This is a genomic window from Priestia sp. FSL H7-0729, assembly GCF_038005685.1.
GTDB lineage: Bacteria > Bacillota > Bacilli > Paenibacillales > Paenibacillaceae > Paenibacillus.
Genome location: NZ_JBBOTQ010000001.1, coordinates 641615 through 655322, shown reverse-complemented (window position 1 = coordinate 655322; position 13708 = coordinate 641615). Strand labels below are relative to the sequence as shown.

10 protein-coding genes are annotated in these 13708 nt (G+C 44.0%); 8 read left to right on the top strand and 2 right to left on the bottom strand.

Annotation, left to right across the window (positions count from 1 at the left end):
* Positions 1-7 precede the first annotated feature (7 nt).
* The 4 genes from MHH93_RS02800 (at position 8) to MHH93_RS02785 (ending at position 7519) form a co-directional block, all read left to right on the top strand.
* Positions 8-4465 carry a carbohydrate binding domain-containing protein gene (locus MHH93_RS02800; protein ID WP_500052691.1) on the top strand — a complete coding sequence of 1486 codons (4458 nt, stop codon included), beginning with the start codon at positions 8-10 and terminating at the stop codon, positions 4463-4465.
* Positions 4466-4573: 108 nt separating this feature from the next.
* Complete coding sequence (locus tag MHH93_RS02795; protein ID WP_219845137.1) at positions 4574-4702, top strand: DUF6254 family protein; 129 nt, start codon at positions 4574-4576, stop codon at positions 4700-4702.
* A gap of 375 nt (positions 4703-5077) precedes the next feature.
* Positions 5078-6376, top strand: coding sequence for an NCS2 family permease (locus tag MHH93_RS02790; protein WP_253435962.1), 1299 nt, complete (start codon positions 5078-5080; stop codon positions 6374-6376).
* A 159-nt stretch (positions 6377-6535) separates the two neighbouring features.
* Positions 6536-7519 carry an alpha/beta hydrolase gene (locus MHH93_RS02785; protein WP_500052690.1) on the top strand — a complete coding sequence of 328 codons (984 nt, stop codon included), beginning with the start codon at positions 6536-6538 and terminating at the stop codon, positions 7517-7519.
* A 287-nt stretch (positions 7520-7806) separates the two neighbouring features.
* Here the strand turns inward: MHH93_RS02785 and MHH93_RS02780 are convergent, their stop codons facing one another.
* Positions 7807-8766 carry a glycosyltransferase family 61 protein gene (locus MHH93_RS02780; protein ID WP_500052689.1) on the bottom strand — a complete coding sequence of 320 codons (960 nt, stop codon included), beginning with the start codon at positions 8764-8766 and terminating at the stop codon, positions 7807-7809.
* 166 nt (positions 8767-8932) lie between these two features.
* On the opposite strand from MHH93_RS02780, the gene MHH93_RS02775 reads away from it, so the two are divergent.
* From MHH93_RS02775 to MHH93_RS02765, 3 genes are read left to right on the top strand one after another with little or no spacing between them, the layout of a single operon-like run.
* Positions 8933-9697: a helix-turn-helix domain-containing protein gene (locus MHH93_RS02775; protein ID WP_500052688.1), complete on the top strand. Its 765-nt coding sequence runs from the start codon at positions 8933-8935 to the stop codon at positions 9695-9697.
* Positions 9698-9709: 12 nt separating this feature from the next.
* The gene (locus tag MHH93_RS02770; protein WP_500052687.1) at positions 9710-10354 is read left to right on the top strand and encodes a GNAT family N-acetyltransferase; all 645 of its coding nucleotides are present in this window, start codon (positions 9710-9712) and stop codon (positions 10352-10354) included.
* Positions 10347-11363, top strand: coding sequence for an alpha/beta hydrolase family protein (locus tag MHH93_RS02765; protein ID WP_500052686.1), 1017 nt, complete (start codon positions 10347-10349; stop codon positions 11361-11363). The genes MHH93_RS02770 and MHH93_RS02765 overlap by 8 nt, the downstream gene beginning before the upstream one ends.
* Before the next feature lie 111 nt (positions 11364-11474).
* On the opposite strand, the gene MHH93_RS02760 is transcribed toward MHH93_RS02765, so the two are convergent.
* Complete coding sequence (locus MHH93_RS02760; protein ID WP_500052685.1) at positions 11475-12827, bottom strand: MATE family efflux transporter; 1353 nt, start codon at positions 12825-12827, stop codon at positions 11475-11477.
* 136 nt (positions 12828-12963) lie between these two features.
* Between MHH93_RS02760 and MHH93_RS02755 the strand changes: the two genes are divergently transcribed.
* Positions 12964-13644: a TetR/AcrR family transcriptional regulator gene (locus MHH93_RS02755; RefSeq protein WP_500053307.1), complete on the top strand. Its 681-nt coding sequence runs from the start codon at positions 12964-12966 to the stop codon at positions 13642-13644.
* Positions 13645-13708: the final 64 nt, after the last annotated feature.

Genomic DNA, 13708 nt, shown 5'->3' with positions numbered 1-13708 from the left:
AAGTAAGATGAGAAGAGGATTGGCATGTATGGTGGTGTGGAGCTTAATGGCTACCCTCGTTTATCCAGCAACTGCTGGGGCAGAAAGTGTACAAGATCAAGCAGAGGTAGGAAATGTGCAGGCGAAAAGCCTGCACTCCTCTGTTTCCTATAATGACCTTACCGGGCATTGGTCACAATCCGCAGTTACACGATTGCAGGACTTGAATCTATTGAAAGGTTACACCGACGGCACATTCAAGCCCAGTCAGGTCATTAGCCGAGCTGAATTTGTTATGATTCTGGATCGGGCGTTTGGTTTCACCGGTAATGCGGCGACGGGTTCATATGCTGATCTGACTTCAGACGATTGGTACCATGATGTGATGGTTCGGGCCAATGGTTCTGGCATTATTGAAGGCACAGACCGTGAACATCTGTCACCGAAACAACCGATTAGCCGGCAAGATGCAGCGGTTATGGTGGATCGTGCTTTTCAACTTTCAACGAGTGCGAACGATGAGAGTGAACTATTGAAATTTCAGGATGCAGATGATATTTCCAGTTATTCAAAGAAAGCGCTTACCTATCTGGTAAAAGAAAATATTTTAAAAGGCTTTCAAGGTAAATTAAATCCCAAATCTCCGATTACACGAGCAGAGACAGCAACCATGTTGTCAGCGATGATTGCCGATGTGAAAAGCGCTCCTGGTATATATGAGTCCCGGGTGGATGGCAACTTCATTGTTAAATCGACGGATGTCACGCTGAAAAATACACTTATCAACGGAAATCTGCTACTGGCAGAAGGCGTTGGCGAAGGGAATGTTGTTCTTCAGGGCGTAACCGTTACAGGAAGTGTCATTATTAAAGGCGGAGGCAGTCATTCCATCGACATTAGCAACTCCAAGCTGAATCGAGTAGTCGTTGACAAACGTGGGGAACCCGTCAGAGTTGCCATTGCGGGAGAAAGTAACATTCAGGATCTGCATGTCATGCAAAAATCCATTCTGGAAATCTCTTCAGAGAGCCTCATTGATTCCATGAATATTCATGCAGAAGCGAATCAGACCCGAGTGGATACCAAAGGTACGATTCAACAATTAAGTGTTGATGCGAATGATGTTGTTATTAATGGAGAGAAAGTGAAACAAGGTCTGCGTACATCCATGACAGGCGAAGTTCAGCAACCTGTATCGTCACAGCCTGGGGGTTCAACGAGTGGGGCAAACACGCCAACGCAATCTACTCCTGGAGAGCAAACACCATCCAACCCATCGATACCAAGCAATCCTGCGGGTGAAAAACCGGTTCCTGCTACAACGATTCCGCATGACCAATGGGAACTGGTCTGGAATGATGAGTTTAACGGTTCTGCGATCGATTCTTCCAAATGGACCGTGCAGGATACAGGTCTGGTTTATAATAATGAAATGCAGTATTACAGCCCGGATAACACTCGTATAACGAGAGATCAGAACCGAAGCGTGTTACAGATTGAAGCGAAAAAAGGTCCGAAAAATGGTAAGGATTACAGCTCCGGCAAACTGATCTCCATGGGGAAAGGCGACTGGACCTACGGTAAAGTGGTAGTACGTGCAAAGCTTCCTATTGAAAAAGGCATGTGGCCTGCCATCTGGATGATGCCTACGGATGAAGCGCATTATGGTGGATGGCCGGCATCTGGAGAGATCGATATTATGGAGCTCATCGGTGGCAATGAGAGTAATAACAAGGTATATAGCACATTGCACTATGATAGTGTGAAGCCTGATGGTTCCCATGGACATGATCAGGGAAGCCTTACTCTTCCGAAGGGAGAGACTTTTGCTGACGATTATCATGATTTCCAGGTGGAATGGTTGCCGGGCATGATCCGCTTCTATGTAGACGGTAAACTGCATCATGAAGTGACCAACTGGCAAACAAAGGCCGCGGGCCAACCCGAGTATTATACGTTCCCAGCACCATTTGATCGTCCATTCTATCTGATTCTGAATCTGGCAGTTGGCGGAGACTGGCCGGGCTCACCTGAGAGCGACTTCACTTCTGAAACGATGAATGTTGATTTTGTGCGTGTGTACTCTTACAAAAATCTCAACACATGGCCTGATGTAACAACCAATCCCATCGAGCCTGTACAACAGCGTGAACCACAAGCCGATGGCAATCTAATCTACAATGATCGTTTTACGGAAGGGTCTGAAGAAAATGGAGTGCCTCTGCAGTGGAAATTCATTACGAATGCTGACGGAGCGGGCAGTGTGCAAGTTGTAGAGGATGAGCAGAAAGGCAAAGCAGCACAAGTTACCATTGATGCATCGGGGACTGAAAACTATTCAGTTCAACTCACACAGATGCCGATGTACATCCAGAAAAATAAAAAGTACAAAATACAATTTGATGCGAAGGCATCTGCTAACCGTACAATCATGTCCAAAGTGAACCAATATGAAAAAAGCTGGACGAATTATTCGGGTGAGAACACCTTTGCACTCACGACTGAGTGGAAATCCTATGACTATACCTTCAATATGCGGGATGGATCGGATAACAATGCCAGATTCGAATTCAATCTGGGGCTGGATGATACAAGCGTTTGGTTTGCCAATGTCAGGCTGATCGAGGTGGGTGATGCTGATCCGCTAACGGTTGAACGCAACGCGTTACCTGATGGCAACTTCATTTACAATGGAACGTTTGATCAAGGTAAAGAGCGTCTGGGATTCTGGTCAAGCAGCATTCAAGAAGGTGCAAAGGCTCAGATCGGCGTAAATAACTATTTGAAATTCCCAATTATGGAGCGCGAGCTCGTCGTTGATGTTACTCAAACGAATGGTGAGCCGCAGCAGGTGTCTGTGAACCAACCGGAGTTGAAGCTGGAAGCGTATACAACGTACGGCTTCTCCTTAGAAGCCAAGGCAGATACACCACGAAGTATGGATATCGATCTTGTCAGCAGCAATGGACATTCCGTGCAGATTCATCAGGGGAAAAACCTTTCCTTGGGCCAAGAAATGAAGACATATACTGGAGAGATCGTTATTGGAGATGGGACATCCATAGCCCAGTCCGAGCTACAACTGTTATTCGGTAGTTCGAAAGGCAAGGTATATGTGGACAATGTGCGTCTGACCAAACGAGGCAAACCGCTGTCCGTGAATGGCTACGCACATGTACCTGCAACCGAAGCCTGGGCGATGCAGGGCCTGCAACTGGAGGACTCCGCAGAAGGTGGTAAACATGTCAGTTACATGGATCAGGGAGATCTGCTGCAATATAAAATCGATGTGGCCCAAGAGGGAGAATATGTTCTGTCTGCGCGAATGGCCAGTGGGAAAAGTGATTCTGAGGTACGGTTCAGCATTCAGGATGAACAGGGTACAATCGTTGCTCAATCCGAACTGAATCTCGGAGACACGGGGGGATGGCAAACATACAAAACCGTGTACTTCCCAGGGGTCAACTTGACAGCAGGCAAACCCTATTATGTGAATTTTGAAGGAGCAAATTATAATACACGTTGGGTGGATATTTCACTAAACAAAGTTCAAAACAGCCAGCTTGCAGCGGATCTGAATCATTGGGAGCTAATTCCTAATGATCTGACAGCTTCACATGAAGAGGGCGAAGGATTAACGATTAACTTGCCTGGTACAAATGAACATTGGTGGGATTCATTGCTGCAACAAGGTCAGATCGAACTGGATGCAAATAAATCATATCGACTTACCTTCGAGGCATCTGCTTCAAGTCCTAAATCCATGCAAGCGGTTCTTTCTCAGAATGTAGGGGATTTTGTGAAGTATTTCGAAGAAGAAGTGCAATTAAGCACGGAAACACAGTCGTATAGTTATACCATCACCATGGGGGATGCCTCAGATTCGGCAGCCGTACTTGCATTCGGACTAGGTTACCCGTTATCTACAGGTGAACATTCGATTAACATTCATAACATTCAGTTATACGAAGTTAATCCGAATGCAGATCAAGGAGGGCAACCGGCTCATGTTAATCTTATTTCCAATGGAGACTTCTCCAAAGGCAAAGACAGCTGGTTTACCTACGCGGATGGTAATGCGGCTGATCTTGAGGTGCAAGTTAGCAATCAACAGCTTCATGCCAAGATTGGTAATGCAGGACAGAATCCATGGGATCGTCAAGTCATCAATGAAGGATTTGGCATACAGCAAGGTTTTAAATACAAATTGACGTTTAAAGCCAAAGCCGAGAAGTCCAGAAAAGTGGGTTTGGGAATTGGATGGGTCGACGCAGCTGCCAACTATGAATGGCATGGATTCTTTGGGGCACGAGTTGATTTGACGCCTGAAGAACAGGAATTTACTTTTACATTCGATGCAACAGAAGCCAGCTATGCGAATACTCGCATCTCATTTGATCTCGGTAACATCGATGGCGCAGAAGATGGTAACACAACGGTCTCTTTGTCCGATGTCAGCTTGATTAATCTGGGTCCTGCCAATTAGCTTCTAATCACATTCTCGTAGCAGCTAAAAAACGTAGAATAAAGTTGCCTTACAGTGACATCATAAAGAGGTAGTACACATCTCAGTTTCCAGAGGAGGATCTCTTTTATGGCTGACCAGAAGAAACGAAAAGAAGCTGCCTGGAAGTCACGAAAGCAAGAACAGCATCCCCATGGTAAAATCAAATCGCTAAAAGAATTATCCAGCGAGTATGAAGAGAAACCTACTACAAATTAAGCAAAAGACTGTCAGTTAATATTGCTGGCAGTCTTTCTTTCATATGTTGCAGACAATGAGTACTAACTACATACCATGTTCTAAAAGCGAATAAACACAAGTTATAAGGTATATATAGTTCGTAAATAACTGTGAACAATTCGTAAAATCGTTGACAGTGCATGTTATTTTAATTAGAATACGAAATGGACTTCAGGTTAAAACAGAGATGAGTATCTTTATGTTTCGTTTTTATGTTTCGTATAGAGCATAGCTGTTAAAACTTTAATCCTAAAAACGAATATAGGAGCGTTAATATTACAATCCTATATGAGGCTTAGGATTTTTTGTTTTTAGCTTAGGAGTATAATTTGAAGGTTGGAGGCTGGCTTTATCATGGACAAATGGTTCAAACTCAAAGAAAGAGGCACGAGCATTCCCACAGAAATTATCGCAGGGATTACAACATTCTTCACAATGGTATACATAGTTATCGTAAACCCAGGAATACTCAGCAGCACAGGCATGGACTTTAATGGAGTATTCATAGCAACCGTACTGGCAAGTATTGTGGGAACTCTCATTATGGGGATATGGTCCAATTATCCGATCGTCATCGCACCGGGTATGGGGCTGAATGCATTCTTTGCCTATAGCGTAGTTGCCGGATACGGCGTATCTTGGCAGGTTGCACTGGGAGCCGTATTTATCGCAGGGATTTTGTTTATTATTTTATCGCTTACTTCGTTCCGTTACATGTTGCTAGATGCCATTCCAGCAAGCTTAAAACATGCAATAACCGCAGGGATCGGGTTGTTTATTACAACGGTAGGTCTTCAAAATGCCGGCATTATTGCCGATTCAGAATCGAATTTGATTACAATCGGAAACCTGGCTGAGCCAATGGCTTATCTGACTATTATCGGATTGATTATTACCGTTGTGCTGATGGCTTACAAAGTGAAGGGTTACCTGTTCATCGGCATGGTGGTTACAGCGATACTGGCCTGGATCATGGGACTATTCCAAATGCCGGAATCCATTGTATCCATGCCGCAAGGCCTGACGTCAACGGCTTTGCAACTGGATCTGGCAGGTGTATTCTCAAATGGCTTGTATACGATCATATTTACGTTCCTGCTGATCACACTGTTTGATACGACGGGCACGATGCTCGGCGTTGCCGAACAAGCAGGATTGCTGAAGGAAGGTAAATTTCCACGCTCGCGTGGCGCACTATTGGCAGATGCCGTAGGAACAACCAGTGGCGCTTTGCTCGGAACAAGCCCAACATCGGCTTACATCGAGTCCAGCACAGGGGTGGCTGCAGGAGGAAGAACGGGACTGACAGCGGTAACGGTAAGTGTGCTTCTTGCTCTGACATTGTTCTTCACACCGATCGTAAGTGTAATTTCAAGCATTCCAGCGATCACTTCTCCGGCACTGATCATTGTTGGGTACTTTATGATTAACGTTATCAGCAAAATCAAATGGGATGATCTCGAAGAAGCATTTCCTGCCTTCCTAATTATCATCCTTACTCCACTCACGCATAGTATTGCGACAGGGATCGGCGTAGGTTTCATATTTTATCCGGTACTCAAGCTGCTTCGCGGAAAAGGTAAAGATGTTCATCCAATCTTCTACATTTTTGCTGTATTGTTCTTCATTCAGCTTGTATTCCTGGACCACTAAACAAGGTCTAATCATAAAGAGAACTGCTCTCACAAGCAGTTCTCTTTTTTTTGGGTAGTTCATACTCCGTTCATATTCCCGTCACGAAGGGTACATCTTCCATGGTTACACTATACCTATGTCGCAAGAGCGGCTCTACAGATATAAAGACAGGAGAAGATGGATGTGGACAGAACAGAAGATACAACAGTAACGGGGACTAAGGGCCGTAAAAAACGGAAGTTATGGTTGAAAATAATTGGTGGTATTATCGGCGCGCTGGTGCTGTTTATGGGTATCACCTTTGTCGTTCATACAATCAGTACCGGGATCGAGAAAAAGAAAATTGAATCGTATGGCCAATATGTTAATGTCTATGGGAAAAACATGAATGTGTCCATTCAAGGCAGCGGTGAACAAACCATCGTGCTTTTACCTGGACAAGGAACCCCGTCGCCAGTACTCGATTTCAAATTGTTAATTGATGAATTGACCTCGGATTACAGAGTTGTGGCAATCGAACCTTTCGGTTATGGTTTAAGCGACCAAACCGAGACGGAGAGAACAACGGAGAATATCGTCAGCGAAATTCATGAAGCTGTACAGCAGCTCGGGATTAACCGCTACATTCTGATGGGCCATTCCATCACGGGACTATATGCAGCGACGTATGTGAACACGTATCCGGATGAAGTTTCAGCTTTTGTCGGGATTGATAGCAGTGTTCCAAATCAACCTGGCATGGATGTCAAATTACCTTTGAACTTAATGAAATTTCTTAAACAATCCGGTCTGATGAGAGTAATCTCAAAAGTGAGCGGTGATTCAGATGCATCACTTGCATACGACGAACATACCAAAGAACAGATGAGGTTGATCTCGAATCAAGTTTCAACAAATCCGACAATGGTCGATGAGCTTGAACACTTGGGTTCCAATTTCAAAAATGGAGCAAACCTCACTTACCCTCGTGATATGCCAATGCTTTTATTCGTTCAATCCAATAACGAGCTCAATCCAAATTGGATTCCGCTGCATGAGGAGCAAGTGAAACAATCTGCACAGGGCAAAATGATCCCGATGGAAGGTTCACATTACCTGCATCATACGAAATATAAAGAAATCGCCGAGGAATTCAAGTCTTACATGAAACAAATTCAGTAATATAAATGATCATTAAACTGCGGTGCCATCATTGGTACCGTGGTTTTTTTGGGTTTTCAGGAGGGTCGACAAGTTAATTACAGATATGAGGTATTCTTTTAGTTTAGATTTAGAAACTTATTTATGTTCATTCAATCCAGCTAAACAAAGAGTTTGTTCGAGTCGATTCAAATCCACGAAGAAGTCCTCTAATCCCGGAAAACACTCCTGTGTTGTCCCGTCTTCTTGCCCATACATCATATAATAATCAAGTTCGTTATGATTGCTGATCATCCAGTAAGTAGGTATTACATGCCTGATATTCCTTTCCTGCAAAATGCAAGATTGGCCAGTCCTGCTCCATGCGGTGCGACGATTGCCTCTGCGGAGGCAAAAAGTTGAACTTGCTGGGCTATGGTCCAATCTTCCAGGCAGATAGGAATAAAATCGTACGCCTCCAAATGCCGGATGACTTTATCCTCATTAGCTATTCGTCGGGCCAAAGCTTTGCTCCGAGAGATAAAAATGCGTAGGGGAGGATCAAGTGTTCTGTCAGCCCAGGGTAACATAAACTTCCGAAGGATAGCTGTAGCCCAAGGTGGATAATGGGAATTCATCATTAGGGAAGGCACAACCAACCGATCTGCCTGAATTTCCAGATCATCATGAGTACGAATCACGGTCGATTCCGATACGCCAAACATGAATAACGTTTCTTTGACAAAAGATTCATGAGGGTTCGGATTCATGACCAGGAATTCAAAAGGAACATTCAGCATCCGAAGCATACCCAGTCGCGGCAGAACATCATATAACCAATGAAAATAATTATGACTCCCGCAAAAAGTCAAACCGGCAACAGTTCCTTGTAAATGATGATGTTTTTGAACCTTTTTCCGATGCAAAGCGGGGTGTTCTTCCAGTGTCATCATTCTGTTTTTTTGTCCATCGTATTCTGGGGAAAGGTCAAAGATCAGTTTGCCGTCGGATGTGAGGATAGCACCTGATGTTCCCCAAACACGCCCATTTGATATGAATGCGACATTTCCACCCTCGGGATGAAGGGTATAGGGCATCAAATAACGGTGAATCTCCGTTTCAAGGGTTTTAGGAATCTTGAATTCAGCGGCTCCACCAAAATCAAACGGGGCGACCCTGTCATCGTTGCCGGGTGACACGGAAACAATCCATTCCATAATGTCTTTGTAAAAACCGGACTTATTTGGGTTGGAGACTGTGGATTCAACATCTCTGTATATTTCATTCATAGTTTTCCCCTCCACGAGCCTGTTGCTTATGATGCTAACTTATGCAAATGCTCCATGAATGGGACGAAGATGAGATGAAATCATAACTTTAAAATAAAGACTTGACCTTAGGTCAGCCCCAAGGTTTAAGCTTGTAATATGAAAAACAGCAAAGGTGTTGATTGGGTTGAGTGATGAAATTACGATTAGCGAGCTGGCAAAGCTGATGAAAGTCTCTGTCCATCAAATTCGTTACTTTGAAGAAAAAGGGGTGTTGAACCCTGCCTATGTAGCAGAAAACCAATACAGAATGTATGGGGTTGAAGAAATTTATCGTCTATCTCATATTTTATTACTCCGCAAAATGGGGCTGTCTGTTCAAATGATTAAGGAATGTCTGAGTAATCTGACATCCGATCAAATCACATCATTATTTCACCAAGCGTTGGCTGACACGGAAGCAGCTATTCATCAGCTTCAGCAAACCAAACACCTGATCAGCAAGTTGTTGCATGAGAAAGAGCATATCCCACATGAGGATCAAGTGAAATATTATATCGTTACTCGTGACGAGATTCACTTATCACTTTGGTTCCATATGCAAGCGCAAGGGTACTTGCACGCAAGACAGCTGGTCAAACAGAACAGTAACATTCCCCATTTATTTGAAACCGATATTCATTATGTGTATGGAGAGGGAGACACTGTAGGAATTTATACTCAAAAGGAGGGAGCTAACGAATTAGTTTTACCCAGAGGGAAATACCTTTCTCGGCATGTGTTTGTCCACATTGAAACTGAACTCGAAGAACATATCACCGAATTCTATGCTTATGCTGAACATAATGACTACTCATATCACGGTCCACTTGTGATGGTAGAGAAATCATATTTATCTTTATTCACACCAGAGAAGCTTCATTATGAGCTATTGTTAAAAATAATCGATTAGGGGGGACGCAGAGTGATAACTTCCATTCAGATAGAACCCGTTCGTATCCAGTTTCATCAAGCTGTTGCTGAACTCATGGCTTATGGTTTTGGACACAAATTTCAAAAGATCACTTCATTGTCTACATATGATCTGGCTTACGTATTTGAACAGTTACTCAAGCATCCCGCTAAGGAACAGCATACTCTTCGAGTCATTGCACGCCATAATGAGGAGATTGTTGGCACCATGGGCTTGAAATGGAAAGAAGCAAGTAACAGAGCAGCAATAACAACTCTTCATGCCTACTCCCATTGGTGGAGAAAGTGCAGTAGGATAGGTAACTGGAAACTGCTTCAGCTAATCATTGGTCTACATCTGCTGAAGCATACGCCTGAATTACACGAATGTTATGTGGAAGATCTGGTTGTACATCCACAGCATCAAGGCAAGGGGATTGGTACCCTGTTGCTCCAATGGGCACAGATATACATGTTGCAGTCCAGAGCGCTATCATTTCTTAGCTTGCATGTCGCAAGTCACAATTATCATGCAATCCAGTTATATGAACGCCATGAATTTCGCAAGCAGCGTAGCACGAACAGCTTCCTGACTGGCCTGCTCTTGGATGAAAATCAGTGGCATTACATGACTTATGAAGGAGATTATTATGTTTAAACGAAGAAAAGTGTACATCTCCGTTATGGTGACGATTTTATTGATGGTTGGTACAGGACTATACATACTCGATCAAAATGATTTTGACATGGTGGAACAAGCCATTGAAATCCAATCACCTCAGGGCAAGTTAACAGGTACGCTGACTGTACCCAGAAACCATTCAGGCAAGCTAGGATTAGTGTTGTTTGTTCACGGTGATGGTCCAATAGACTCTACTCATGGTGAGGGATACAAACCTTTGTGGGAGCGGCTGGCATCGATTGGTTATGCGTCCTTGTCGCTAGATAAACGAGGCATTGGCGGATCAGAGGGAAACTGGCTAGATCAAAGCATGGATGATCGCGTAGTAGAGGCACAGCAAGCTATCGCATGGGCAAAAGAACAATCCATCATTGATGATTCCAAAATAGGTGTATGGGGTGCCAGCCAGGCCGGCTGGGTCATCCCTAAGCTTGCTGGCAAAGAACACCTGGCTTTCAGTATCTTGGTATCGCCAGCAATAAACTGGTTACAACAGGGGGAATACAACACTCGCAGCCAAATGGCGAAGGATGGTCATTCCCCTGAAGAGATTCAACATCAGGTCGATTATGAAAACCAGATTAATGAGATTCTAACAAAACAGGGCACATATGAAGAGTATACCAAGATCGCTCGAGAGAACGATCTGATTTCCAAAGAACGATGGAACTTCATAAGAAAAAATTATGCTTCTGATGCCACGGAGGACTTGCACCATTTCAAAACCCCTGTATTACTTCTGCTTGGAGAAGATGATGTGAATGTGGACATTGCAGATACAGAGCAAGCATACCGCAAAGGCATTCAGCCATCTTCATTGCTTCATGTGAAAATATTTGCTCATACAGAACATTCAATGCTGCCAACATCTATTGCAGACTCCCAATGGAAACAATCCCTACGATTTCTGTTTGCACCGAGAACCATTACAGTTGATGGGTATATGGACGAAATTGAACATATGTTGACCAGCCCTTCGTTGTAGTTGGCGGTTTACGATCTCTGCGTGAGACTGGATAGACCATTGTCATGTGGGAATAAAAGAGCAGGGTAAGGCAGTATTTGTTATCCTGCCTTATTGCGTGTAATAGGTAACTTACTGTGCCAATTGTGCCATATCCGGCTGTAATTTGGTACGCAGAACATATAACATGATGGCCCCAACAAGGAACGCAACAGCATCCGCAATAACGAGTGACCAGATCACTCCATGAAAACCGTTCAGTTGATTAGCAATATACAATACAGGAATCAGCGTAATTCCTTGAATGATCGACATAATAAAAGCGGCGGTTCCTTGAGCTGTAGCTTGGAAAATCCCAATAAACAACGAAGTCAATCCTGTAATAAACAAGGATAAGAAGGTCACATGGAGAATGTAGCTACCCATTTCAATTAATTGTGGATCCGTCGTAAATAAACCAATCAAGTGGTCAGAAATCAGATAAACGATAACGCCGAACAGGACGGCCAGGGCCAGAATAGTTTTAATCGTGAATCCAATGGTTTGTTTCATGCGTAATTTGTTCGCTGTAAATGAGAAGGCAATCAACGGCACGACTCCCTCGCACAAACCCATCAGAATGAACTCAGGAAACTGCAACAAACGCGATGAAATCCCATACCCCGCAATGGCCTGATCCCCATATTCGACAAGAAAAAGGTTAAGAATAAGCGACATCGCACCCAAGAAAACACTCATTACAAAAACAGGAACTCCGATTTTGAACACATTGCTCACAATCTCCTTGGTAACCTTGAACCATTTCAAAGAGACAGTTAAGAACGGGCTCTTATAACTGATGTGGAAAGCGTAGAATGCACTTGCAACCATGTTGGAGATGACCGTTGCAGATGCGACACCAATCACGCCCCAATGGAACACAAAGATAAATAGCGCATCAAGAATAATATTCACGACAACACTGAGCATCATGCCGATCATTGACGTGATTGCTGAACCTTCTGAGCGCACGATATTCTCCAACGTGAAAAACAAGATGACAAATGGAGAACCGATAAGCATGATCGTGACATACTCTTTCGTAAATCCGAAGGAGTCGGGCGTTGCGCCCAACCCATGAACAATGGGCCCGATCAAAGGGAGGCCAACAGCTAGTACGATAATTCCAAGAACTAAACTGCTGTAAAAGGCAAATGAAGAGACATGCTTCAGATCATCCACTTTTTTCTCACCCAACAAACGGGAGATGAATGTCCCGCTACCTATGCCTATTAAGTTGCCTAGCGCCATAATGACTGCGAATAATGGCAACGTTAGGGCGAGCGCGGTTAACATGGCCGTATTGCCCAATGTACCAAGGAAATAAGCATTCAAGATGGAATAGATGACACTCATTGACGTGCCCAGCATCATTGGGACAGCGAAGTGAGCTACAGCTTTGGCGATCGGTGCTTTTTCAAAGTAATGGAGGTTTTCTGTATCCATGTGGATCACTACTTTCATCATTAATTTTGATCTAATCTAACACCGTTAGATTGAACCTTACAGTGTTAGATGTTATCATTAACTTATGAACCTGTAAAGCATAAACTTACACTGTTAGATTAAAGGGCGGATAATGATGAAAAAACAACAGCCTCAGATTTCGGAAGATAAGATTTTGGAAACCTCGTGGCAGCTTCTGGCGGAAGAGGGCATTGAGAAATTCAGCATGAGACGTTTGGCAGACAAGCTGGGGATTCAGGCTCCATCTCTATACTGGTACTTCAAGAGCAAGCAGGCACTCTACCAGCGTCTGGCCAACCAGATATCGAAAATTATTCTCGACGAGTTTCAGGCTGAAGGGGATTGGAAGGAACAGATGGAAGGACTTGCACTAACCGTGCGGAATGTGCTCAGCCGATACCCGTGCTCCACACAGCTCATGATGATGACGCTACCCCACGAGCCGGACATGATCCGGTTTACTAACCGCATGTTGCTCTGCATGGAATCAACGCCACTAGAGCAAGAACAAAAACTACAGGCCGTACTCACGCTTGTGAACTATGTGTTTTACTTCGTTCTGGACAAATACCAGCATCAGCGTAATATCTCTGCTGTTATTAAGGACAACGAGCAACTTCAGGGTGAAGAGATGATCCACCTTCTGGACACCATGAGTGAGAAGGAAGCTGGACTATTCAGCAGGATGTATAAGAGCGGGATGTTTGAGGTGATGGGAACGGACGGAGCTTTCGAGTTCGGCTTGAAACTGATCTTGTTGGGGATCGAACAAGTGGTTAAAGAGCATGAGAAGTAGACGCGTGATGCTATGGAGACAGTAACGAGGGTTACTGAGTGGTAATTGGATATGTAAAATAACA